Source organism: Methylorubrum sp. GM97 (genome assembly GCF_024347855.1).
GTDB lineage: Bacteria > Pseudomonadota > Alphaproteobacteria > Rhizobiales > Beijerinckiaceae > Methylobacterium > Methylobacterium extorquens.
On the sequence record NZ_AP025942.1, the window covers coordinates 4,624,386 to 4,647,599 of the forward strand.

Here is a 23,214-nt window from a genome sequence, read left to right on the forward strand (position 1 = left end):
CCGGAATGGCTTCCCCGCGGCCTCCGGCCCGGTCAGGCCCGAAGGATCCCATGTCGCGATGAATGAGGGGATCGCCTCTTATACAGGCGGGACCGGCCGTTGCGCAATTGCGTTGAGCGCCCTCGCGCGACGGCGCGTCAGGGCTCCGCGATGCGAACGGGGCCGCGCCGGTCGAGCGTTTCAGGACGGCGTTCCTGGCACAGCCTCAAGCCGAGCGCTCACCCTGCTGCTTGGATCGTCCCCTTGGCGCCCTTCCAGGACCGGGCGCAACGGCGCGACCTCGGCGGCGACATGGTCCATGAAGGCGCGCACCCGCGCCGCGTGGCGCAGGTCCGGGTGGGTCAGGAGCCAGAGTGAACCGGCGAGCTCCGGCTCCGGCCCGGAGAGACGGCGCAGGGATGCGAGCCGGTCGCCGCGGTAGCAGGGCAGCGGCCCGATGCCGACGCCCTCCACGATCGCCTCGCACAGCCCCTGCACGCTGTTGAGGCGCAGCGCGACCCGCTCCGGCCCGGCGCGGGCGGCGACGAAGCGCGCGAAGAGGCCGCCGGCCACCGCCTCGCTTGGGCTGACCCAATCGGCGTCGCCGCTATCCGTCTCGCCGTCCGCGTCCTCGCGCGCAGGCCCGTAGACCGCCCAGGCGATGGTGCCGAGCCGGCGCCCGACGAGGTTCGGCGGCGGGTCGTGGGTGGCCCGCAACGCCACGTCCGCATCGCGGCGGGACAGGTTCAGCGCCTCCTCGGAGGTGACGAGTTCGATCTGGACTTGTCGGTAGCGCGCCCGGAATCGGCCGAGTATCGGCATCAGGAAATCGGTCACGAGCGTCGCCGCAGCGGTGACGCGCAGAAGCCCCGAGGGCGTCTGCGCCCGATCGGCGACCTCCCGGTCGAAGCGGGCGACCTCCTCCTCCATCCGCGCAGCCGCCGCGGCCATCGCCTCGCCCGCCGGCGTCGGCACGTAGCCGGAGCGGTGGCGCTCGAACAGGCGCGCACCGAGTTCCGCCTCGACCGCCGCGAGGCGGCGGAAGGCGGTGGAAGGGTTGATGCCGAGATGCGCTGCGGCCGGAGCCAGCGCGCCCCGGTCGGCGATGGCCTGCACGAGGCGGAATTCGTCCCAGGCCATCGGCACCGCGCCCTCCTCCGTCCCTCGCTTGCAGAACTGCAAGAATGATCTTGCACGGCAGGGCATTTCTGCAAACAGCGCGAACCTTCATAGGAGTCGCGCATTCGACGCTCGGGCCGATTTGAGCGCGTCGCCTCCGCCCGAGGGCGGAAGGCCCATTCCGGGGCGACGCGCCGGGCCCGCGAACAGGAGAGACGACGATGGCGAAGGTTCTGGTGCTCTACTACTCGTCGTGGGGCCATGTGGAGCAGATGGCCAAGGCGGTGGCCGAGGGCGCCCGCGAGACCGGGGCCGAGGTCGCGCTCAAGCGCGTGCCGGAACTGGTGCCGGACGAGGTCGCCAAGCAGTTCCACTACAAGCTCGACCAGGAGGCGCCGATCGCCACCGTCGAGGAACTGGCCGATTACGACGCGATCATCTTCGGCACGCCGACCCGCTACGGCAACATGGCGTCGCAGATGAAGCAGTTCATCGACCAGACCGGCGGCCTGTGGGCCAAGGGTGCGCTGGTCGGCAAGGTCGGCTCGGCCTTCACCTCGACCGCCTCGCAGCACGGCGGCCAGGAGACCACGCTGACGAGCTTCCACACGGTGCTGTTCCACCACGGCATGGTGGTGGTGGGCCTGCCCTACAGCTTCGCGGGGCAGAACGGCGTCGAGCAGGTGAAGGGCAACTCCCCCTACGGCGCCACCACGATCGCCGACGGCGACGGCTCGCGCCAGCCCTCCGAGGTCGAACTCGACGGCGCCCGCTTCCAGGGCCGCCACGTGGCCGGCATTGCGGCCAAGCTCGCGGGCTGAGGCGCGGATTTCTCCTCTCCCCGCTTGCGGGGAGAGGGGATGAACGGGACTGCTCGTGAGCCCTACTGCGCCGCCGCGACGTCCTTCTGCCCGATGGCCGCGAGCACGATCCCCTCGGTGAGGATCTGCGGCAGCACCTGCGCCTCGCCCTGGCCGCGATAGACGAGGTAGAGCGGCACGCCGCTGCGGCCGTGGCGCTCCAACAGGCGGGTGATCTCCGGGTTCTGGTTGGTCCAGTCGCCCTTCAGGTACACCACTTGGCCCCCCCGGAACGCTGCCTGCACGCCCTCGCGGGCCAGCACCGTGCGCTCGTTGACCTGACAGGTGATGCACCACGCCGCCGTCATGTCCACGAACACCGTGCGTCCCTCCGCTCTCAGCGCGTCGAGGCGGGCCTGCGTGAAGGCCTCCTCGCCCTGTGCCAGAGCGGTGCGCGCCGCGGCGCGGTCGCCGTCGAGGATGGCGACGAGGCCCAGCGCTGCCGCGAGCGCCGCGACGGCCGCCACCCGGCCGAAGCCGGTGCCGAGCCGGCCCGCCCCGCGCGCCCGTTCCCAGGCCCAGGCGGCGAGCGCCACGAGCACGAGGCCGGTGAGCCCCGCGAGCAGCCCGTTGGGTCCGACCTGCTGCGCCAGCACCCAGACGAGCCACGCCACCGTGGCGTAGACGGGAAAGGCGAGCGCGCCCTTCAGCACGTCCATCCAGGCGCCGGGCCGCGGCAGCAGACGCAGCGCCTGCGGGACCAGCGTCAGACCTAGAAACGGCAGGGCGAGCCCAAGGCCGAGGCTCGCGAACACGGTGAGCGCGGCGAGCGGCGACTGCGTCAGCGCAAAGCCCACCGCCGCGCCCATGAACGGCGCAGTGCAGGGCGTCGCGACCAGCGTCGCCAGCACGCCGGTAAAGAACGAGCCCTGGTAGCCCGCCCGCCGGGTCAGCCCGTCGCCGAGCCCGACGATGCCGCCGCCGAGATGCACCGCGCCCGACAGGCTCAGGCCCATGGCGAACAGCCCGTAGGCCAGCAGCGCCACCACCACCGGCGACTGGAGCTGGAAGCCCCACCCGATCCCGGCGCCGCCCGCCTTCAGCGCGATCAGCAGCCCGGCCAACCCGAGGAAGCTCGCGAGCACGCCCGCCGTGTAGGCGAGCCCGTGCAGCCGCACGCGGGTGGCGGATTCGCCCGCCTGCCGCACGAGGCTCAGCACCTTGATCGAGAGAACCGGGAAGACGCAGGGCATCAGGTTGAGCAGGAGGCCGCCGATGAGCGCCAGCCCCGCGGCGCTCCACAGCGTCAGGGTCTCCTCTTCCGCCGGGGCGGGCGGCGTCTCGGGCGCGGCGGGAATGGCCGCGGCCGCCGTCGGCGCGGGGGCGGGTTCCGGGCCCAGCGCGTAGGCCTTGCGCGTGCCGTCCTCGGTGAGGGCGAGCACGCCGGCGAGCGCCTCGGGTGCCACCTTCGCATCGCCCGGCGTCAGGGTGAGATGCAGGCCGGCGGCATCGACGGCGAGATCCTGCGGCGCGGCGTTGTCGAGCGCGCCCTCGGCATAGGGGAAGAAGGCGGCTTCGGTCACGCCCGCGAGGCCCGGCCGGTCGAGATGCAGCACGAGCCGGTCGCCCGCGCGGGTCGTGCGATACGAGCCGGGCGCGGCTTCGGGCAGAGCTTCGGGAAGGGCGGCGCGGGCGCGAGCGAACAGGGCGGCCTGCCCCGAAGCCGGCTCCGCAGAGGCCGCCACCGGCAGATCGAGGCTCAGCTCCGCCGAGCCCGGAATGCAGATCTCCTCGCAGACGAGGTAGGAGAGCGTGCCGGAGAGCCGCACCGTCTCGCCGGCTCGGGCGCTCTCGGGCACGGCAAGCGGCACGAGCAGCGTGACGGCGCCCTCGTAGCCGAAATTCATCAGGGTCTGGACCGGTATGCGCTCCGGGACCGGCCACTGCACCGGACCGACCGTGAAGCCCTCGGGCAGACGCCACGCCATCTCCGGCGGCAGCCCGGAATCGCCGGGATTGCGCCAGTAGACGTGCCAGCCCGGCTTCATCGCCATGTGCAGGCCGAGCGTCACCGTGCGGCCGGGCACCAGCGCCTCGCTCTCGGCGACAAGGCGCGCGCGCACGAGATCCTTGGCCTTCACCGCCGTCATCGCCCCCTGCGCGCCGGCAAGGCCAGGGGCGGCAAGGCCGGCGGCGAGCGTCAGGAGGAGGGCGAGGAGGAGACGAAGCATCGATCTGTTTTCCGAGCGGCCCAGTACCCCTCCCCGCAAGGACGCTAAGCCCCGGGCAAGCCCGCGACCGCGAAGGGGGAGAGACCGGTTGGGCCGGAGCGGGCCGGCTGGCATCAGCGCGGCTTTATAGCAGATCGTCTCCGCCCCGTGAGCCGCGCGGGCCCGCGGCCTCGAACCGCGCCCGCGCCGCCCTTACTCCGCAGCCCGCTCCTTTTTCAGCCGGTAGAGCGCGTCGAGCGCCTCGCGCGGCGTCAGCGCATCGGGATCGATGCGGTCGATCAACTGGCCGAGCCGGTCGTCCGGCTCGGGTTTCACCGGCTCCGGCGGCGGGGGCGGTGCGGCGGCGAGGCTGGCGAAGAGCGGCAGGTCGTCGATCTTGCGGCGGGCGGGGCGCTCGCGCTCGGAGGTTTCGAGCCCTTTCAGGATCGCGCCGGCCCGCGCCACCACGCTCGGCGGCAGACCGGCGAGGCGGGCGACCTGGAGGCCGTAGGAGCGCTCGGCCACGCCCGGCACCACCTCGTGCAGGAACACCACGTCGCCGCGGTCCTCGGCCACCTTCAGGGTCGCGTTGTCGAGGCGCGGCAGGCGCTGGCTCAGCGCCGTCAGCTCGTGGAAGTGGGTCGCGAACAGAGCCCGGCAGCCGTTCTTCTCGTGCAGGTGCTCCAGGCAGGCCCAAGCGATGGAGAGGCCGTCGAAGGTCGCGGTGCCGCGGCCGATCTCGTCGAGCACCACGAGCGACCGGCGCGTCGCCTGATTGAGGATCGCGGCGGTCTCGACCATCTCGACCATGAAGGTCGAGTGGCCGCGCGCGAGGTCGTCGGCCGCGCCGACGCGGGAGAACAGCCGGTCCACCACGCCGAGCCGGGCGGAGGCCGCCGGCACGAAAGCGCCCATCTGCGCCAGCACGGCGATCAGCGCGTTCTGGCGCAGGAAGGTCGATTTGCCGCCCATGTTCGGGCCGGTGACGAGACGGATGCGCCCGGCCTCGTCGCCGGACAGGTCGCAGGCATTGGCGATGAACGCCTCGCCGGCCTTCATCAGCGCGGCTTCCACCACCGGATGGCGCCCGCCCTCAATCGCGAAGGCGAGGCTGTCGTCGATGACCGGCCGGGTCCAGGCGAGTTCGACCGCGAGCTCGGCGTGGCTCGCTGCCACGTCGAGGCCCGACAGCGCCTCGGCGATGTCGGCGATCGCCTCCGCCCCCTCGCTCACCCGCGCGCTCAAGGCATCGAACACCGCGGATTCGAGCGCCAGCACCCGGTCGGAGGCGCCCGCGATCTTCGATTCCAGCTCGCCGAGTTCGACGCTGGTGAAGCGCATCGCATCGACCATGGTCTGGCGATGCACGAAGTCCTGCATCAGGCCCTTGAGGCAGGCCTCGCCCACCGCCTGCGGCACCTCGATGTAGTAGCCGAGCACGTTGTTGTGCTTGATCCGGAGCGTCCGGCAGCCGCTGGCCTCGGCATAGCGCGCCTGAAGCGCGGCGATGACTTTTCGCGAGTCCTGGCCCAGCAGCCGGGCCTCGTCGATCTCGGCGTGGTAGCCCGCGCGCACGAAATTGCCGTCGCGCCGGTTGAGCGGCAGGTCGTCGGCGAGCGCCCGAGCCAGTTCCTCGGCCAGCGCTCGGTCGGCCTTTTCGAGGCGGCGGGCGAGACGGGTCAGCCCGTCCGGCAAATTTTCTTCCGCGCGAAGCTGCTCAGCGATCGTCGCGGCGGCGTCGAGCCCGTCGCGCAGGGCGGCGAGGTCGCGCGGGCCGGCCCGGTTCAGTCCGATGCGGGAGAGCGCGCGGGCGATGTCGGGGGCGGCGTGCAGCGCGTCGCGCAGATGCGCCCGCAGCGCGCCGTCCTCGGCCAGGAACGCGACGGCGTCGTGCCGCCGTCCGATCTTGGTCAGGTCAGTCAGGGGCCCGGCCAGATGCTCGGCGAGCAGCCGGGCGCCGCCGGCCGAGACCGTGCGGTCGATGGCATCGAGCAAGCTGCCCTTGCGCTCGCCCGAGAGGGTGCGGGTGAGTTCGAGGTTGGCGCGGGTGGCCGCGTCGATGGCGAGCGTCGCTCCCGTCGCCTCGCGGCTCGGCGCCGAGAGCGGCACCCGCGTGCCGAGCTGGGTGCGCTCGAGATAGAGCAACGCCGCCCCGGCCGCCGCAATCTCCGCCCGGCTGAAATTCCCGAACCCGTCGAGGGTCTTGACGCCGAACTGCTCGCGGATGCGCCGCTCGGCCGAAGCGGGTTCCAGTTCGCCCTGGGCCAGCGGCACCACCGCCGCCTTGGTCTCGCGCCACAGCTTGGCCAAGGCCGGATCGGCGTGGATGACCTCCGAGAGCACGATCTCCCGCGGTTCGTGCCGGGCGATCGCGGCGGCGAGTTCCGAGCTCTCCACCTCGCTCAGCGAGAACCGGCCGGTGGAGATGTCGAGGGCGGCGAGTCCGTAGGCCTCGCTCGTGTCGGAGACCTTGCGCCGGCCGATGGCGAGCAGCAGGTTGGCCCGCGTCGGGTCGAGCAGGCGGTCCTCGGTCAGCGTGCCCGGCGTGACGAGGCGGATCACCTCGCGCCGCACCACCGATTTCGGCCCCCGCTTCTTGGCTTCCGCGGCGTCCTCGGTCTGCTGGCAGACAGCGACGCGGTGGCCCAGCGCGATCAGCCGATGCAGGTAGTCGTCGGCCCGCTCCAGGGGCACGCCGCACATCGGGATGTCGGCGCCGCCGTGCTTGCCGCGCTTGGTCAGGACGATCCCGAGCGCGCGCGAGGCGATCTCCGCATCCTCGAAGAACAGCTCGTAGAAGTCCCCCATCCGGTAGAACAGCAGGCAGTCCGGATTGGCGGCCTTGATCTCGATGTACTGCGCCATCATCGGCGTGGCGCCGGGGATGTCGAGGGGCGAGGAAGTCACCGTATCCGCCGCCTGGGCACGCCGTTCGAGGGGTTGGGAACGCTGGGGTCTGGACATGAAGCCGAGGCTAGCAGCCCCGCTTGCGCCGGGCACCGCCGGGCAACCGTGAAGTCCGTGGACAAGTGGGCGCTCTCCCCAGCCGTCGCAAGCGACGGTGGTGCCGGGGTCGACGGGCGAACGAAAAAGGCCCGCCCGGCATCGCGCCGGACGGGCCCCTTCTCATGTCGCGTCGAGGCCGAAGCGCTCAGTAGCGCGGGCCGCCCGTGGTGGTGCCGAGCTGCTGCTGGTAGCCGGGCCGCTCCGGGTTGCGGGCGTTCGGGTCGCCGTGATGGTGGGTGTTCATGCGGCGGCGATGGCGCTCGGCCTTGGTCGAGTGGTGGTGGCCGAGCACGCTGTGATGGGGGCGGTGCCAGTGGTCATGGTGCTGGTCGCGCACGGTCTCGGCCGTCTGGCCGGCGATCAGGCCGGGGGCCGGCATGGCAGGGGCGGCGGAGGCCGACACCACTCCCAGACCGAGGCTGCCGAGCAGCGCGCCGGCTGCGAGTGTCAGGGCTATGCGCATCGTCGTCTCTCCGTTGCGTGCATGGACCGCACGCTGAGCCCACAAGTCGCATCTTGCCCGCTCGTTCCGGAGAAATCCCAAGATATGTTAACAAATTTTCGTGGGCGTCGCGGACAGCGATGAGTGGTGCGGGGCGGCGGTGATGGTTGCGCCCCGGCCCGAACCGCGGCACCTCGCGGACCATGTCCTCCCCTATCCCCGCACTTCCGATCGAGGCCGCCCTTCCCGCCCTGCGCGCGGCCCTGTCCGGGCGATCCTCCGCCGTGCTCGTGGCCCCGCCAGGCGCCGGCAAGACCACGCGGGTGCCGCTGGCTCTGCTCGACGAAGCGTGGCTCGGCGCCCAAAAAATCATCCTGCTGGAGCCCCGGCGGCTCGCCGCGCGCGGTGCGGCCGAGCGCATGGCCGCCACCCTCGGTGAGCGGGTCGGCGACACGGTGGGTCTGCGCGTGCGGCTCGGCTCCAAGATTTCGGCCCGCACCCGGATCGAGGTCGTCACCGAGGGCGTGTTCACCCGGATGATCCTCGACGATCCGGAACTGGCCGGGATCGGCGCGGTGCTGTTCGATGAGTTCCACGAGCGCTCCCTCGATGCCGATCTCGGGCTGGCCTTCGCCCTCGACGCGCAGGGCGCGCTGCGGGAGGATCTGCGCATCCTTGTCATGTCGGCCACCCTCGACGGCGCCCGCGTGGCGGGGCTTCTCGGCGATGCACCCGTGGTGGAATCGGAAGGACGCGCCTACCCGGTCGAGACCCGCCATCTCGACCGCGACCCGAACCAGCGCATCGAGGACGCGATGGCCGCCGCGATCCTGCGGGCGCTGCGGGCCGATCCCGGCTCGGTGCTCGCCTTCCTGCCGGGGCAGGCTGAGATCCGGCGCACCGCCGAGCGGCTGGAGGGGCGGCTGCCCGACGACACCGACCTCGCGCCCCTCTACGGCGCCCTCACCCAGGGCGAGCAGGATCGGGCGGTGGCCCCCGCACCCCCGGGGCGGCGCAAAGTGGTGCTGGCGACCTCCATCGCCGAGACCTCGCTGACAATTCAGGGCGTGCGTATCGTCGTCGATTCGGGGCTGGCCCGCGTGCCGCTCTACGAGCCCGGCAACGGCATGACTCGGCTCGTCACCGCGCGGGCCTCGCGTGCCTCGGTCGATCAGCGCCGGGGCCGCGCCGGCCGCACCGAGCCGGGTGTCTGCTGGCGGCTCTGGCCCGAGGCGGCGACCGCGGCGCTCGAACCCTTCGCCCGGCCCGAGATCCTCTCGGCGGATCTGGCCGGGCTGACCCTCGACTGCGCCGCCTGGGGCGTCACCGACCCCACCGCCCTGTCCTTCCTCGATCCGCCGCCGGCGCCGGCCCTGGCCGAGGCGCGGGCGATGCTGGCCGATCTCGGCGCCCTCGATTCTGACGGGCGGCTCACGGAGACCGGCAACACCCTGCGCAGCCTGCCGCTGCCGCCCCGGCTCGCCCGAATGGTCGCCCGCGCCGCCGAATCCGGTCACGCCCGCATGGCGGCCGATCTCGCCGCCGTGCTGGTCGAGCGCGGCCTTGGAGGCGACGCCGTGGATCTCGCCGAGCGCCTCGACCGCTTCCGCCGCGACCGCGGGGGCCGGGCCGCCGACATGCGCCGCCTCGCGGAAGGCTGGGCGCGGCAGGCGGCCAAAGCGGCCGATGCCGTCGAGCCCGATCCCCTGATGGCCGAGCCCGGCGCCCTGCTGGCGCTAGCCTATCCCGACCGGGTGGCGCGGGCCCGGGGCCGGGAGGGCGCCTTCCTGATGGCGAACGGCCGCGCCGGCCTCGTCGATCCGGTGAGCCCGCTCGCCCGCGAGTCCTTCATCGTCGTCGCCGACCTCACGGGCGCGGCGGCCTCCGCGCGGATCCTGTCCGCCGTGGCCATTGCGTCCGAGGCCATCGACGCCTTGTTCGCCGACCGGATCGGCACGGTGCGCAGCGTCAGCTTCGATAAGGAGGCGCGGGCCCTGCGCGCCCGCGAGGGCCGCCGCCTCGGCGCCGTGACGCTCGACGAACGCACCCTCCCCGTCCCCGCCGATGGGGAGGCGGCGCGGGTGCTGGCCCGCGGCATCGCCGGGCTCGGCCTCGACCGCCTGCCCTGGACGCCCGCCCTGGCGCAGTGGCGCACCCGTGTCCGCTTCCTCCACGGAGCCCAGGGAGGGGCGGAGGGCGGCGAATGGCCCGACCTCTCCGACGAGGCCCTGGCGGCGAGTGTCGAGGAATGGCTGGCCCCGGCCATCGTCGGGCGGACCTCGCTCGCAGCGATCACCGCCGACGATCTCGGCCAGGCCCTGCAGGGTCTGCTGCCCTGGACGCTGCGCGCCCGCCTCGAGACGGAGGCGCCGAGCCATGTCGAGGTGCCGACGGGCTCGCGCATCCCGGTCGATTACGAATCGGGCCCCGAACCGGTGCTCGCGGTGCGGGTGCAGGAGCTGTTCGGCCTCGACCGGCATCCCGCGCTCGGCGGGGGCGGGTGCCACTGGTGCTCCACCTGCTCTCGCCGGCCCACCGCCCGATCCAGATCACCCGCGATCTGCCGGGTTTCTGGCGCGGCTCTTGGGGCGCGGTGCGCTCCGAGATGCGGGGCCGCTATCCCCGCCACCCCTGGCCGGAAGACCCGCTCAGCGAGGCCCCGACCCGGCGGGTGAAGCCGAAGGGGACGTGACTGCGGACGCGACGGGCGATGTGACGGGCAACGTGGCGGATGCTTGGGGCATCAGCCAGATCAGGAGCCGGTGGGTCGGCCAGGAGATCAGGAGCGGGATGACGACCACGAGGCCCGCGAACCACGCCCAGGCCGGCAGGAATGTCTGCGCGGCGGTGTCGCTCATGCCCCAGACATAGTTGATGTTGACCGGCGTCAGCCCCGGATCGGGCCGCGGCGGCGGCATCAGGAAGAAGCAGACGAACAGGAGGATGACCGCCAGCGCCGACCACGCGCCCCAGGCGCGCCGGTCGTAGCCGAGCCGCCAGACGAGGAACACCAGCAGGAACGGCAGCCAGCCGTGGAACAGCGACAGGCCCCGCAGGAACGGCGAAGTCTCCGCGTTGAACATGTAGGCGGTCATGCCGGTGAGCGGAGTGCCCGCGGCCTGCGCCAGGAAATCGACGGCCCAGAGCAGTTGCGGCGCGAGGATGCCGGCGGCGCAGATCGAGACGAGAAGCGCGCTCTCCGCCCAGATGCCGACGAGGGTCAGGATCAGGGCGATGTCGCAGAAGTACAGGAAGTTCGTCGGCCCGTAATGGGTGAGATAGACCGGGAGCAGCACCGCCATGAAGGCCGAATAGGCGAGCTTGAGGCTCAAGGGGATGCGCGACGGGATCGGGCCGCGACCTCGCCCGATCATGCTGGTATCTGCCGCCGCGCTGCCGGCAGAACCTCCGGAAAGACCCATTGTCGCCCCCTGTCGTTTCCGGCTTGACCGTGGACGAGATTCGCTCCCGAGAGCGTGAGGGAACGCACGCGACCTGTCGCGTCCGGCGCGATCGCCGGATCGGGCGGGATGCGGTGCCGTTCTGAAGTGCTGTGAGGGAGAACATTCGATGCGCTCAGGGGCCGCTTCCGTCTTCTTCCCCCTGTTCGGGCTCGTGCTCACGGTCGGCGCGGCCGATGCGCAGACGCCGCCCGAGCCAGGCGCTGCCCGGCCGCTGGTGATCCCCCAGGTCGAGGGCGAGCGCCAGGGCAAGGTGCTGGGCCGGGCGCTCGCCTGCGGCGCGGAGCGCGAGCGGGTCGATCGGGTGCTGAGAGCCGGCCGCGAGCGCATGATGGCGGCGGTCGGCCGGGCGCTCACGGAGGAGCGCTACGCCCTGGCGCTCGACGACGCGATGCGTCTGGAGACGAGCCTGCCTGCGCCCTCTTCGATCGCGTGCGAGAAGGCGCTGGCCGGGCTCGAACGCCTGGAGAAGGCGCCGTAGACACCCAAACGATCAGGCGAAACGGCCGCCCTTCTGGATCACCTCGATCTTGTAGCCGTCCGGGTCGGTGGCGAAAAAGAAGGTCGCGAGCGCGGTGTCGCCGTGCTTGAGGGTTTTGACCGGCGTGACCGGAAGCCCCTCGCGCTCGAAGCGGGCATGCTCGGCCTCGGCATCCTCCACCACGAAGGCGAGGTGACCGTAGCCGTCGCCGAGATTGTAGGGCTCGGCGCGGTCCTTGTTGACCGTCAGTTCGAGTTCGAACGGCGAGGATGGGTCGCGCAGGTAGAGCAGCGTGAAGTCCGGAAAGTCGAACCGGTCGGCCGGCTCCAGGCCGAAGGCGCGGGCATAGTAGTCCCGCGAGCGCGCCTCGTCGCGGACGCGGATCATGGTGTGGACGGGCTTGGCCATCGGCCCTCTCTCCCCGGTACGGATGTTGTGTGGATGAGCGCCCATCTGGCGCAGTCCGGCCGGGCGGAAAGGGTTTTTGCCGTTTACCCGTCGTCAACCTTACCGGGTGCTTGCTGCCGGCAATGATGCGCACCGCGTCCCTCACCGCCGTCGATCCCGAAGCCCTGCTGCCGCCGGGCGACGCCGCCCTGCGCGCGGCGATGCGGGGCTGGCGCGAGGCGCTGGCGCGGGAGCGGCGCATGGCCGCCAACACGGTCGAGGCCTACGAGCGTGACCTGCGCCAGTTTCTGATCCATCGCGCCGCCCGCTCCGGCACGCCCACCATCGCCGGGCTGATCGCCCTGAAGCCCCGCGACCTGCGCGCCTTCATGGCCGCGCGCCGGGCCGAGGGGATCGGTGGGCGCTCCCTGATGCGGATGCTGGCGGGTCTGCGCTCCTTCGCCCGCTTCCTCGAACGGGAGGGACACGGCAGCGTCGCGGCGCTCGGCGCGGTGCGCTCCCCCAAGGTCGAGCGCCGCCTGCCGCGCCCGCTTCCCATTTCCGCCGCGCTGGCGATGACCGCGCCCGAGACCCGCCCCGACGACGACCGCGCCCCGTGGGTGCTCGCCCGCGACGCGGCGGTGATCGCCCTCCTCTACGGCTCGGGCCTGCGCATCTCGGAAGCCTTAGGGCTCACCGCCCGCGACGCGCCGATGCCGGGCATCGACGAGGTGCGGGTGACGGGCAAGGGTGGGAAGGTCCGCGCCGTGCCGGTGCTGCCGGCGGTGGCCGAGGCGGTGGCCGCCTACCTGTCGCTGTGCCCGCACCCCCTCGATCCGGAGGGGCCGCTCTTCGTCGGCGTGAAGGGCGGGCCGCTCTCGCCGCGAGTGGTCCAGTACGCGGTTTCCGCGCTCCGCGGCGCGCTCGGCCTGCCCGAGAGCGCGACCCCGCACGCCCTGCGACACTCCTTCGCAACCCATCTGCTCGCCCGCCGGGGCGAGCTGCGGGCGATCCAGGAATTGCTCGGTCACGCCTCGCTCTCGACCACGCAAATCTACACCAAGGTCGATGCCGCCCGCCTGATGAGCGCCTTCGAGGACGCCCATCCCCGCGCCCGGCGGCTGCCGCCCTCGGAACCGCCGTCACCGCGTTCCGAAACCGTTGATGCAGAGCAAGGCACGAGCGCCCGATCCGGCTATGCTGTCCGGCAGGACAGGCCGGTGGAGCGTAGAAATGCGTGAGTTTGCTCCGTTCACCTTGGTCTTGCCGCGATTGAGTGGCGGATTGTCATCAACCAAGCGGTCGCAAGCCGCCGTTTCAGCAGCCCCAAGGAGTGTCCGATGCGCGTGAGCGGAATCTGTCTCGCGATCCTGCCGGTCCTCGCCGTTCTGGCCGTCACGGCCACGGTGAAGACGCTCCTCCTCCCTGTTACCGCCGTGCGCCTGCTTGCCCGCGGCCGCGCCGCGCGGGCCTGACTGGGCTCGGACGACCCCTTCGAGGGAAGCGCTCGACGGGCCCGCACGGCCCTTCGAGCGCTGTCCCCCAAAAGAATCCCGTCAAGCCCAGCGCCAGCCGCCGGGTTCGATGACGAGGATGCTGCCCTGGCGGATGCCGAGCCGCGGGGCGGCGTAGATGTCGAGATGGCCGGCGACGACCAGCAGCGCCCGTGCGACGCCGCCATGGGCGACCATCACGGTCGGGCGGCGTAGCTCCGCCACCACTTCCTCCACCCGCGCCTCGACCATCGCGTAGCTCTCCGCCCCCTCCCCGCGCGGCTGGTAGCCCCAGCGGTCGCGGTCGCGCGCGGCGGCGCCTGCGGGATCGCGCCGCCGGATCTCGGCCCAGGTCCGGCCCTCCCAGGCGCCGAAGCCGATCTCCCGCAGCCGCATATCGGCCCGGTAGCCCCCCGCGGGCAGGCCGATGCCGGTGCGCAGGATCTCCATCGTCCGGCGGGTGCGGGTAAGCGGGCTCGCGACGTAGTCGGCGGTGGGCAGTTCCGCTCCGGCGATTCGGCGCAGGCGCGCGGCCGCCTCCGCCGCGTGGGCGAGCCCGTTGGCGTTGAGATCGGTATCGCGGTGGCCCTGAAGGCGCCCCTCCGCATTCCAGTCGGTCTGGCCATGGCGCACGAACCAGATCGTCGGCACTCCGCTCATGCGGCGGCTCCGACGCGACCGGCGCATTCCCTTAAAGACCTTGCCCTTGAAGACCCCGACGCGCCGGATCGGGAACGGCGAAGGCGGCGCATCTGTTGGGGCTCCAAGCTTATCCCTTCCTTGCGGGTCCGCGATGGCGGCCTCGCAATCGGCTCGTGAGCAGGTAATCTTCGGCATGGCGCGCAAGAACGGCAAGGACGGCAAGAGCGCCGGGAGTGAAAAAAGCCTCGAGAGCGACAAAACGGCGGAGACACAACCGCAAGCGGCGTGGCCCGACCATCCGCCTTCCTTCGCCGGCTGGGCCCGCGCGGCGATCGCGGGCACGGGCACCGCGCCGAGCCTGTCCCCCCATCTCCACCCGGTCCTGCCGCCGGCCGCGCCCGGCATCGTCACGGTCGAACCCGGCCAGAGCGTCAACCTCGCCGCGATCGATCCCGACGCCACCGGCGGTCTCGAGAAGGCGGCGGCCAAAGCCGAACTCGACGCGCAGCGCGTGCGCATCCGGGCGCTGCAGGAGAAGCTCTACGCCGAGCATCGCCGCTCCCTGCTCGTGGTGTTCCAGGCGATCGATACCGGCGGCAAGGACGGCACCATCCGCAACGTGCTCGAGGGGGTGAACCCGCAGGGCTGCCGGGTCTGGTCGTTCAAGGTGCCGAGCACAGAGGAACTCGATCAGGATTTCCTCTGGCGCTACCATCTGCGCACGCCCGGCCGCGGCCTGATCGGCGTGTTCAACCGCAGCCATTACGAGGACGTGCTCGTAGTGCGGGTGAAGGGCCTGGTGCCGGAGGAGACGTGGCGCGAGCGCTACGGGATCATCAACGATTTCGAGCGGCTGCTGACGCTCTCGGGCACGGTGATCCTCAAGTTCTTCCTGCACATCTCCAAGGACGAGCAGAAGGAGCGCCTGGAGGCCCGCCTCGCCGATCCGGAGAAGCACTGGAAGTTCGACCCGGCCGACCTCGTGGAGCGCAAGAGCTGGGACGCCTACCAGACGGCCTTCAACGACGCGCTCGCCCGCTGCTCGACGCCCTACGCCCCCTGGCACGTGGTGCCGGCCAACCGCAAATGGGCCCGCAACGTCATGGTCGCGCGCACCATCGCCGACACGCTGGAAGCGATGGACCCGCGCTTCCCCGAGCCGCGCAAGGGGCTGGACGGTATCAAGGTGCCGGATTGAGTCTTTTGCGCAGGGCCGGTTTCAGATCCCTTTCCACGCATCACTGCCCGAATGGTCTGCGTAGGCTGCGGTTGACGGCCTGGGGGCCCGCCGGGTTCGAGGGGCTGTGGGGATTGTTCGGACGAGGGTGAGCAGGACATGCGGGTCGCGCTTCAGGCCGTGCTGACCGGGCGCGTCGCGCCGCTGGGGGCGAAGGGCGCGGCGAGCGCCATCGCCAAGACCCCCGTGCTGGAGCCGGTCGTGGTGGGGACGCTCGGTCTCGCGGGCGACGAGCAGGCCGACCGGCGCGTCCATGGCGGCCCGGAAAAGGCCGTGCACCACTACGCCCTCGACCATGCCGCCGCGTGGCGCGGCGATCTGCCCGGCCTGCCCGATCTGCTGGAGCAGCCTGGTGCCTTCGGCGAGAATTTCTCGACCCACGGCCTCACCGAGCACGATGTCTGCGTCGGCGACCTGTGGCGGGTGGGGAGCGCCCTGCTTCAGGTCTCGCAGGCGCGCCAGCCCTGCTTCAAGCTGAACCTGCGCTTTGGTGTGCCGGACATGGCCCGGCGGGTGCAGGCGAGCGGGCGCACCGGCTGGTACTACCGGGTGATCGAGACAGGCGTCGTCGCGGCCGACAACGGGCTCGAACTCGTCGAGCGCCCGCATCCGGACTGGCCGCTGTCGCGGCTCCTGCACCACTTTTACGTGGATCGCCTCGACGCGGCGGCCTTACGGGCGATTGCCGGCCTCGCGCCCCTCACCGAATCCTGGCGGGCGCTCGCCGCCCGCCGGCTCGCGAGCGGCGCCGTGGAGGATTGGCGCCGACGGCTCGGGGAAGAGGGATGAACCCTATTCCCGCTCGCGGGTGATGTCCGGCGCGTCGGGGTTCTTCATGCCGACGACGTGGTAGCCGGCATCGACGTGGAGGATCTCGCCGGTCATGCCGCGGGACATGTCGGAGAACAGGTAGGCTGCCGTCTCGCCGACCTCCTCGATGGTCACGGTCCGGCGCATCGGCGCGTTGTACTCGTTCCACTTGAGGATGTAGCGGAAGTCGCCGATGCCGGAGGCTGCCAGCGTCTTGATCGGCCCGGCCGAGATCGCGTTGACGCGGATCTGCTTCGGCCCGAGATCGGCGGCGAGGTAGCGCACGGAGGCTTCCAGCGCGGCCTTGGCGACACCCATCACGTTGTAGTGGGGCATCCACTTCTCGGCGCCGTAATAGGTCAGGGTCAGCATTGACCCGCCGTTGCGCATGATCTTTTCCGCGCGCTGCGCCACCGCCGTGAACGAGTAGCACGAGATCAGCAGCGACTTGGTGAAGTTCGCCTCCGAGGTCTCGAGATAGCGCCCCGTCAGCTCGTCCTTGTCGGAGAAGGCGATGCAGTGGACGACGAAATCGATCCCGTCCGGGAACACCTCGGCGGTCGCGGCGAAGGCGGAATCGATCGAGGCGGGATCGGTGACGTCGCAATGCCCGACGACATGCGCGTTCAACTCGCGCGCCAACGGCTCGACGCGCTTCTTCAGCGCCTCGCCCTGGTAGGTGAACGCCAATTCCGCCCCGTGCGCGGCAGCGCTACGGGCGATACCCCAGGCGATCGAGCGGTTGTTGGCCACTCCCAACACCAGCCCGCGCTTGCCCGCGAGCAGCCCGCCCGGCTTCTGTTCCGACATGCGTCACCTTCGCTTCGGCCGCGCGGGCGCCTCTTGAGGGACGGCCCTGCGCCGGGGGCTTCCTTAGCCGAGGGTTGCCGGAGGGGGAAGCCTCAAGGCGCGCAGGATCACCTCAGGGCGATCCCGGTGTCCTCGTTCGGGCTCTCGAGGACCCTCCGCCCATCCGCGAACAGTGCGAACCCTTAGGATTCGCTCCGCTAGACGCCGAGGTCTACCCTATGGGGCGGCGTCCTTTACGCCGTCCCGGCCTTGGCCTCGCGGCGGCGGCGGGCATACTCGGTCAGGGCCGCGTCGTCGCTGGCCGGCAGGACGATGGCGGTGGTCGCGAACAGGTCGCCGCGGCTGCCGTCCTTCTTCGGCAAACCCTTTCCGCGCAGGCGGAAAGTGCGGCCGGAACTCGTCATCGCCGGCACCTTCATCTCGACCGCGCCGGTCAGGGTCGGCACACGCAAGGCGCCGCCGAGCACCGCGTCCTCCAGCGGCAGATCGACGGTGGCGCGCAGGTCCGCGCCGTCCACCTTGAACACCGGGTGGGGCTGGATGCGGATGGTCAGCAGCGCGTCGCCGGGCTCGCCGCGGGGACCGCCCGCGCCGCCGAGACCCCGCAGGCGGATGGTCTGGCCATCGACGACGCCCTTGGGGATCATCACGTCGACATCGCGCCCGCCCGGCAGGCCGATGCGCATCTTGTCCTCGCCCGCGACCTGTTCGAGCGTCACGCTGAGTTCGGCCGCGACATCTTCGCCGCGGATCGGCCCCCCGCGCCCACCCGGCCCGGCGCCGCCCGCGCGGAACGCCTCACCGAAGATGTGGCTGATGAAGTCCTCTCCGACGCCGCCCGGCCCGGCTCCGCCAGCACCGCCGCGTCGCTGCGTGAAGCCTTCGAAGTCGAAGCCGCCGCCACCGCCGCCGCGTCCGCCGCCGAACCCGGAAAAGCCCTCGAAGCCAGTCGCGCGCGGCTTGCCTTCGGCGTCGATCTCGCCGCGGTCGAACTGCGCGCGCTTCTCCTTGTCGCCGAGGATCTCATAGGCGGTGTTCGCCTCCGAGAAGCGCTCGGCGGCCTTCGGCTCTTTGTTGCTGTCGGGGTGGTACGCCTTGGCGAGCTTGCGGAAGGCCTTCTTGATTTCGGCCTCGCTCGCGCCCTTGGGGACACCCAGAACGTCGTAGGGGTTTCGCATCGGCATTCTTTTGAGGGGGTCGCAACCGAATAGGGATACGGCCTCTGCCGCACGGGTTCAACGTGGGAAGGGCGTTGCGGCTCTGCAACAGCCGATGAGGCCCCGTTCACCGATCCGCGATCACTTTATCGTCCGGCCGTCCGCGAAAGCCTCAGGACCGGGCCTGGGGGTTGGAGGCGCGCAGCCGCTTCAGCTCCCACTCGCCGCCGGACGGCTTGCAGCCGGTGCCGCGCACGAAGCGGTTATTGGCGCCGCCCACCACCGTCGCGAGGAAATCGCGGCAGATCTCGTCGCCGGCGACATAGGGCAGACCGGTCGGGTTGATGGTGCCGCGCATCGCGGTCTCCGGGTTGTCCCACTTCACCGGGCGCCCGTTGCCCTGCGGATCGAGGGCGACGGAGAGCGCGGCGTGGGCGCGGCGCCAATCCTCGCCGTCGAGGTCGCGCCCGAAGCTCGCGGGCCGCTTCGGAATGCTGCCGGTGACGAGCGGCTCGGGCGCGGCCGGCGCCTCCTCCGCCTTGAAGGACAGGATCGGCCCGCTGCAGCCGCCGCAGGAGAGGGCGGCGAGGCCGAGGGTCAGCAGACCCGCAATCCGGGCTGCGAGGCCGCGTCGCGGCGCGTGTCCACGGGTCGAACCGGCCCTCCCTTCGGCGGAGAGCACGATGACGAGGCCTTTACACGGACGCAGACGCATTACACCTGAACTCGAGACAGACGGGGGTCCGACGGCGTTGCTGCCCAACGTCGGTGCCCCCGACCCGGCTGCCACAGGGAAGAAAATGGCCATCGATCGGTTAAGAAGGGGTGATGCGGACGCGCCTTCGGTCCATCCGGAGGACTTCACCTTGTCGTGCGACCCCTGGGCGCTGTTCGCCGCGTGGATGGCGGAGGCGGAGGCGTCCGAGCCCGTCGACGCCAACGCGATGGCGCTCGCTACCGCCGATCCGGACGGCCTGCCCGACGTACGGGTGGTGCTGCTGAAGGGGTTCGATCCGCGCGGGCTCGTCTTCTACACCAACGCCGAGTCGGCCAAGGGCGGGCAGCTTCTCGCCAACCCGCAGGCGGCGACGGTGCTGTACTGGAAGTCTCTCGGCCGGCAGATCCGCAGCCGCGGCCCCGTCTCCCCGGTGACGCGCGAGGAGGCCGACGCCTATTTCGCGAGCCGCCACCGCGACAGCCGCATCGGCGCCATCGCCAGTCAGCAATCGCGCCCGCTCACCGACCGCCCGACCCTGATGGCCGAGGTCGCCGCCCTGTCGGAGAAATATGAGAACGGCCCGGTGCCGCGTCCCGAGCACTGGCTCGGCTTCCGCATCGCCCCGGTGCAGTTGGAGTTCTGGCAGAACGGCGCCTACCGCCTGCACGACCGGGTGCGCTTCACCCGCAACGGCGACGGCTGGACCCGCGCGCGGCTTTATCCCTGATTTTGATGCCCTGATCTCGATGCCCGGATCGCGGAGGATCGGGGTCGCTCAGGGCATCACCGAGCGGATCGCCGCGACCAGGCACTCCTCCGTGTAGGGCTTGCGGATGAACAGGCCGTCGGTCGGTATGTCGCCGGGCGAGGGCCGCACCTTGCCGGAGGTGATGACGATGCCGATGCGCGGCCAGCGCCGGTCGATGCAGGCGGCGAGCTTGATGCCGTCGATGCCCAGCGGCATGTCGATGTCGGTCACGACGACGCACACCGTCCCGCCCGCCTCCTGCTCTTGGTCGAGCATGCGGATCGCCTCGTTGCCGTTGGTGGCCTCGCGCACGGTGAAGCCGGCTTCCACGATCAACTCGACCGCGGCGCACCGGATCACGGCATCGTCCTCCACGACAAGGACGGTCGGCCTCGCGTCCGCCCCGCTCACGGCTGTCGCATCCCTCGTCCGATCATGCGTCTGATCCCCCGGCACGATCCCTCGAATCCGCGACCCCTCCCCGGGGTTGCATGAAGGCCGGCGCGGAACAAGCGTGCGAGACGAGCGGGGCCGTACGGCACCGGCTCTTCCGGAGGCGCGGGACCGCATCTCCGGCACCTTTCGCAATGCAGCGCGGCCCTGGATTTCCGGCGGGGCGCGGCTTATCCCTTTGCGAAGACCCAGCTTGGCCCGCTCACCCGCGGTGCGCGGGGCGGGCAGCGAGGAACCGGCTTTGGCCTCATCCAACGATCGTCGACGGGTGCTGCTGCTCACCGGCGCCAGCCGGGGCATCGGCCACGCCACCGTCAAACGCTTCTCCGCCGCGGGCTGGCGGGTCATCACCTGTTCGCGCCACCCCTTCCCCGAGAATTGCCCCTGGGAGATGGGTCCGGAGGACCACCTTCAGGTCGATCTCTCCAACGCGGCGGACACGGTGCGCGGGGTGCGCGAGGTCGCCGAGCGGCTCGCCGCCGAGGGCGGCCTGCTGCACGCGCTCGTCAACAATGCCGGCATCTCGCCGAAGGGCCCGGAGGGCGAGCGGCTCGGCGCGCTCACCACGGAATACGAGGACTGGGCCCGCGTCTTCCAGGTCAACTTCTTCGCGCCGATCCTGCTGGCGCGGGGGCTGTGCGACGAACTGACCCGCGCGCGCGGCTCGATCGTCAACGTCACCTCGATCGCCGGCTCGCGGGTCCACCCCTTCGCGGGCGCCGCGTATGGCACTTCGAAGGCCGCACTTGCCGGCCTCACCCGCGAGATGGCCGCGGATTTCGGGCCGCTCGGGGTGCGCGTCAATGCGATCTCGCCGGGTGAGATCGACACCTCGATCCTCTCGCCCGGCACCGACAAGCTGGTGGAGCAGATTCCGCAGCGCCGGCTCGGCACCCCGGACGAGGTCGCCAAGGCGATCTACTTCCTCTGCATCGAGGCGTCGTCCTACGTGAACGGCGCCGAACTTCACATCAACGGCGGCCAGCATGTCTGACCGCCGGGCGGTTCTCGCCGCCCTGCTGTCGCTGACCGCCCTCCCAGTTCTCGCGGCGGAGGATGGGAGCCGGGTCGAACCGGTCGCGCTGCCGTTTGCCGTTAAGGCGATGCGCGGCCCCGGCAGCGACGTGGCCCTTTCCGTGGCGACCTCCGGATTGCTGCCGGTCGCCCGCGCCCCCGCAGGCGCCAGCGCCGACCCGAAGGCCACGGGCAACACCGCTCCGCCATCCGTCGTCGTGGTCTGGGGCGAGGGCGGCGGCGCCGTTCTCAGCCTCGACGGCGACCGGTTGCGCACCACGCTGATCGGCGCCGAGGCGATCGAAGGGTTTGCCGCCGCCGAGACGCCGCGCGGGGCCGTGCCGGGCTCGCGCCGTGCCCTCGACGGGCCGCTCAGCGCCTATCTCACCGGGCCGACCCGCGCGCTCGGCGGCGCGCCGGGCCAGGGGACCGTGCTGACCTTGCGTGAGCGCCAGCCGGTCGGCGTCACCGCCGAGCCGAAGGCCGTGCCGGTGACGACCCAGACCCTGGCGCCGGGGGACGGCCGGGTCTTTGCCGGGCGCACGCCCCAGATCACCCGTCTCGACGGCCGCCCGGCGGTGGCCGCCGTGACCGCGCAGGGGCCGGCCGTTTCCGGCCTTGCCGTCGCGGCGAAGGGCACGGACGGCGTCTGGACGCTCCGGGCGCAGACGCCGCCGCAGGCGGGCAAGGGGCCCGAAGGCGCGCCGCTGGCGCTCGCCGCCGTTGCCGACTTCACCGGCACCGGCCAGCCGCAGATCGCCGCGATCCGCGCGCCCGACGGCGAGGGCGTGCTCCAGCTCTGGCGCATCGCCGACGGGACCTTGAGCCTCGCGGGCGAAGCGCCGGGCTATGCCGGCCCGGCGGCGGGCGAGGCGGCGGATCTCGCCGCTCCCGTTCCCCGCGGCGGTGGCGCTCCGCCCGATCTCGCCCTGCCGGTGGCGGGCCGTGGAGCCCTGGCAGTGGTGTCGCTGAAGGGCGGCAGCCCCGTCGAGCGGGTACGCCTGCCCCTACCCGCCCCGGCCGCCCACGGCGTCGCCGTGCTCGACGCGGGCGGAACCGCCAAAACAATCCTCGTCGGCCTCGCCGACGGGCGCCTCGTCGCGGTCTCCGCGCCGTGAGCGATCCGGGACAGGAGGATGGGCGGCTGTTTCCGGCGCGCCCGCTGATCGGCGTTTCGGTCGCGGTGATCCGCGACGGCCGCGTGCTGCTCGCCGCCCGCGCCAACGAGCCGATGCGCGGTGTCTGGACCCTGCCCGGCGGCCTCGTGGAGGCCGGCGAATCCCTCGCCGCGGGGGCGTTGCGCGAATTGCAGGAGGAGGTCGGGTCGCTCGCCGAGGTGGTCGGGCCGAGCCTGACGCCGACCGAGATCATCCTGCGGGACGAGGCCGGCCGCATCCGCTACCATTACGTGATCCATCCCCACGCCGCCCTGTGGCGCGCCGTCGAGCCGGCACCCGGACCGGAAGCGCTCGCCGTGCGCTGGGCCAGCCTCGACGAGGTCGCGGGCCTGACCACCACGCCGGGGTTGATCGAGACCCTGCGCGAGGCGTTCTCCCGCATCCGGTCGGCGACAGACGGTTCGGCAGAAGGCTTGGCATGAGAACGAGACTTGCCCGCCTGATCCTGGCCGCCCTGCTCGCTCTGACCCCGGCGGCGGAGGCTTTTGCGCAGCAGCGCTCCGGTACAGCCCGATCCGCGCCGAAACCGCCGGAGAAGGAGAAGGAGCCGCCTCCCCCGGCGGAGCCGCCGCCCGCGCCCTACGACCGCGACCTGATGCGGCTCTCCGAGATCGTCGGTGCGCTCGCCTTCCTGCGCACGCTGTGCGCCGCGCCGGACGCCGCTGAATGGCCGGCGCGGATGAAGGCGATCCTCGACAGCGAGGGGATCACGCAGAGCCGCCGCGACCGTCTCGCCGGCGCGTATAATCGCGGTTTCCGCGGCTACAGCCTGACCTATCGGGTCTGCACCCCCGCCGCGAATGAGGCCGCCCGCCGTTTCGTCGCCGAGGGTGAGCGGCTTTCGCACGCCATCGCCGGGCGGTTCGGCGGTTAATATCTATCCGGCTTGATCGCATCGGGTCGGCGTCTCCGGTGCCTCGTCAATCGTCCGAAGGCCGGCGGCCGCTTTTTGGGGCGATGCGCTAGCGCCCTGTTTTGAAACGCATTCTTCTGCTGGGCCGGTTTCCCTTTCACCAGAATCCGCCCTGAATTCGGCCGCGAGATCGCGTTTGTGGCGGCTGTGCCACAC

General features: G+C 71.7%; 22 protein-coding genes and 1 pseudogene. 12 read left to right on the top strand and 11 right to left on the bottom strand.

What is annotated here, in order from left to right:
• Positions 1 to 180 precede the first annotated feature (180 nt).
• A complete protein-coding gene (locus MSPGM_RS21595) occupies positions 181 to 1,119 on the bottom strand; it encodes a LysR family transcriptional regulator (RefSeq protein ID WP_043766535.1) in 939 nt (312 codons plus the stop codon).
• Between the two features lie 200 nt (positions 1,120 to 1,319).
• On the opposite strand from MSPGM_RS21595, the gene wrbA reads away from it, so the two are divergent.
• A complete protein-coding gene (gene wrbA / locus MSPGM_RS21600) occupies positions 1,320 to 1,919 on the top strand; it encodes an NAD(P)H:quinone oxidoreductase (RefSeq protein ID WP_003607417.1) in 600 nt (199 codons plus the stop codon).
• A 62-nt stretch (positions 1,920 to 1,981) separates the two neighbouring features.
• On the opposite strand, the gene MSPGM_RS21605 is transcribed toward wrbA, so the two are convergent.
• From MSPGM_RS21605 to MSPGM_RS21615, 3 genes are all read right to left on the bottom strand, one after another.
• On the bottom strand, positions 1,982 to 4,129 hold the full coding sequence (locus tag MSPGM_RS21605; RefSeq protein ID WP_015857446.1) for a protein-disulfide reductase DsbD family protein: 2,148 nt from the start codon (positions 4,127 to 4,129) through the stop codon (positions 1,982 to 1,984).
• A gap of 192 nt (positions 4,130 to 4,321) precedes the next feature.
• Entirely contained in the window at positions 4,322 to 7,072 is a 2,751-nt protein-coding gene (mutS, locus tag MSPGM_RS21610; RefSeq protein WP_043708154.1) for a DNA mismatch repair protein MutS, read from the bottom strand.
• 187 nt (positions 7,073 to 7,259) lie between these two features.
• Positions 7,260 to 7,577, bottom strand: coding sequence for a hypothetical protein (locus MSPGM_RS21615; RefSeq protein ID WP_003606190.1), 318 nt, complete (start codon positions 7,575 to 7,577; stop codon positions 7,260 to 7,262).
• A gap of 182 nt (positions 7,578 to 7,759) precedes the next feature.
• Here MSPGM_RS21615 and hrpB point away from each other — a divergent pair.
• Positions 7,760 to 10,248, top strand: a pseudogene (gene hrpB, locus MSPGM_RS21620) (ATP-dependent helicase HrpB).
• Here hrpB and MSPGM_RS21625 read toward each other — a convergent pair.
• Positions 10,205 to 10,930, bottom strand: a complete 726-nt coding sequence (locus tag MSPGM_RS21625) for a hypothetical protein (protein ID WP_015857449.1) — start codon at positions 10,928 to 10,930, stop codon at positions 10,205 to 10,207. The pseudogene hrpB and the gene MSPGM_RS21625 sit on opposite strands and share 44 nt — an antisense overlap.
• A 196-nt stretch (positions 10,931 to 11,126) precedes the next feature.
• Between MSPGM_RS21625 and MSPGM_RS21630 the strand changes: the two genes are divergently transcribed.
• A complete protein-coding gene (locus MSPGM_RS21630) occupies positions 11,127 to 11,498 on the top strand; it encodes a hypothetical protein (protein ID WP_003606819.1) in 372 nt (123 codons plus the stop codon).
• A 12-nt stretch (positions 11,499 to 11,510) separates the two neighbouring features.
• Here the strand turns inward: MSPGM_RS21630 and MSPGM_RS21635 are convergent, their stop codons facing one another.
• Positions 11,511 to 11,906 carry a VOC family protein gene (locus tag MSPGM_RS21635; protein WP_003606818.1) on the bottom strand — a complete coding sequence of 132 codons (396 nt, stop codon included), beginning with the start codon at positions 11,904 to 11,906 and terminating at the stop codon, positions 11,511 to 11,513.
• Between the two features lie 122 nt (positions 11,907 to 12,028).
• On the opposite strand from MSPGM_RS21635, the gene xerC reads away from it, so the two are divergent.
• Positions 12,029 to 13,126 (top strand): tyrosine recombinase XerC, encoded by a 1,098-nt coding sequence (gene xerC / locus MSPGM_RS21640; RefSeq protein WP_003606817.1) that lies wholly within the window; start codon positions 12,029 to 12,031, stop codon positions 13,124 to 13,126.
• Between the two features lie 99 nt (positions 13,127 to 13,225).
• The gene (locus MSPGM_RS21645; protein ID WP_003606816.1) at positions 13,226 to 13,360 is read left to right on the top strand and encodes a hypothetical protein; all 135 of its coding nucleotides are present in this window, start codon (positions 13,226 to 13,228) and stop codon (positions 13,358 to 13,360) included.
• An 81-nt stretch (positions 13,361 to 13,441) separates the two neighbouring features.
• Here the strand turns inward: MSPGM_RS21645 and MSPGM_RS21650 are convergent, their stop codons facing one another.
• Complete coding sequence (locus tag MSPGM_RS21650; RefSeq protein WP_015857450.1) at positions 13,442 to 14,038, bottom strand: histidine phosphatase family protein; 597 nt, start codon at positions 14,036 to 14,038, stop codon at positions 13,442 to 13,444.
• Between the two features lie 175 nt (positions 14,039 to 14,213).
• On the opposite strand from MSPGM_RS21650, the gene MSPGM_RS21655 reads away from it, so the two are divergent.
• A complete protein-coding gene (locus tag MSPGM_RS21655; RefSeq protein WP_003605478.1) occupies positions 14,214 to 15,218 on the top strand; it encodes a polyphosphate kinase 2 family protein in 1,005 nt (334 codons plus the stop codon).
• 138 nt (positions 15,219 to 15,356) lie between these two features.
• Entirely contained in the window at positions 15,357 to 16,046 is a 690-nt protein-coding gene (locus MSPGM_RS21660; RefSeq protein ID WP_003605476.1) for an MOSC domain-containing protein, read from the top strand.
• Between the two features lie 3 nt (positions 16,047 to 16,049).
• Here MSPGM_RS21660 and fabI read toward each other — a convergent pair whose 3' ends face one another.
• The 3 genes from fabI to MSPGM_RS21675 all read right to left on the bottom strand — a co-directional run bounded on the left by fabI (position 16,050) and on the right by MSPGM_RS21675 (position 18,749).
• Positions 16,050 to 16,877, bottom strand: coding sequence for an enoyl-ACP reductase FabI (gene fabI, locus MSPGM_RS21665; RefSeq protein WP_003605474.1), 828 nt, complete (start codon positions 16,875 to 16,877; stop codon positions 16,050 to 16,052).
• Positions 16,878 to 17,110: 233 nt separating this feature from the next.
• Complete coding sequence (locus MSPGM_RS21670; protein ID WP_003605472.1) at positions 17,111 to 18,055, bottom strand: DnaJ C-terminal domain-containing protein; 945 nt, start codon at positions 18,053 to 18,055, stop codon at positions 17,111 to 17,113.
• Positions 18,056 to 18,206: 151 nt separating this feature from the next.
• Positions 18,207 to 18,749 (bottom strand): RT0821/Lpp0805 family surface protein, encoded by a 543-nt coding sequence (locus MSPGM_RS21675; protein WP_003605470.1) that lies wholly within the window; start codon positions 18,747 to 18,749, stop codon positions 18,207 to 18,209.
• Positions 18,750 to 18,834: 85 nt separating this feature from the next.
• Here MSPGM_RS21675 and pdxH point away from each other — a divergent pair, with 85 nt between their 5' ends.
• Positions 18,835 to 19,479 carry a pyridoxamine 5'-phosphate oxidase gene (gene pdxH, locus MSPGM_RS21680; RefSeq protein WP_003605469.1) on the top strand — a complete coding sequence of 215 codons (645 nt, stop codon included), beginning with the start codon at positions 18,835 to 18,837 and terminating at the stop codon, positions 19,477 to 19,479.
• Positions 19,480 to 19,527: 48 nt separating this feature from the next.
• Here pdxH and MSPGM_RS21685 read toward each other — a convergent pair whose 3' ends face one another.
• The gene (locus MSPGM_RS21685; RefSeq protein WP_003605467.1) at positions 19,528 to 19,911 is read right to left on the bottom strand and encodes a response regulator; all 384 of its coding nucleotides are present in this window, start codon (positions 19,909 to 19,911) and stop codon (positions 19,528 to 19,530) included.
• A gap of 313 nt (positions 19,912 to 20,224) precedes the next feature.
• Here MSPGM_RS21685 and MSPGM_RS21690 point away from each other — a divergent pair, with 313 nt between their 5' ends.
• From MSPGM_RS21690 to MSPGM_RS21705, 4 genes are read left to right on the top strand one after another with little or no spacing between them, the layout of a single operon-like run.
• Positions 20,225 to 20,947, top strand: coding sequence for an SDR family NAD(P)-dependent oxidoreductase (locus MSPGM_RS21690; protein ID WP_041358820.1), 723 nt, complete (start codon positions 20,225 to 20,227; stop codon positions 20,945 to 20,947).
• Complete coding sequence (locus tag MSPGM_RS21695) at positions 20,940 to 22,085, top strand: hypothetical protein (protein WP_015857453.1); 1,146 nt, start codon at positions 20,940 to 20,942, stop codon at positions 22,083 to 22,085. Before MSPGM_RS21690 ends, MSPGM_RS21695 begins: the two co-directional genes overlap by 8 nt.
• Positions 22,082 to 22,567: an NUDIX hydrolase gene (locus MSPGM_RS21700; protein WP_261925908.1), complete on the top strand. Its 486-nt coding sequence runs from the start codon at positions 22,082 to 22,084 to the stop codon at positions 22,565 to 22,567. The genes MSPGM_RS21695 and MSPGM_RS21700 overlap by 4 nt, the downstream gene beginning before the upstream one ends.
• Positions 22,564 to 23,019, top strand: coding sequence for a TIGR02301 family protein (locus tag MSPGM_RS21705; protein ID WP_003607658.1), 456 nt, complete (start codon positions 22,564 to 22,566; stop codon positions 23,017 to 23,019). Before MSPGM_RS21700 ends, MSPGM_RS21705 begins: the two co-directional genes overlap by 4 nt.
• Positions 23,020 to 23,214: the final 195 nt, after the last annotated feature.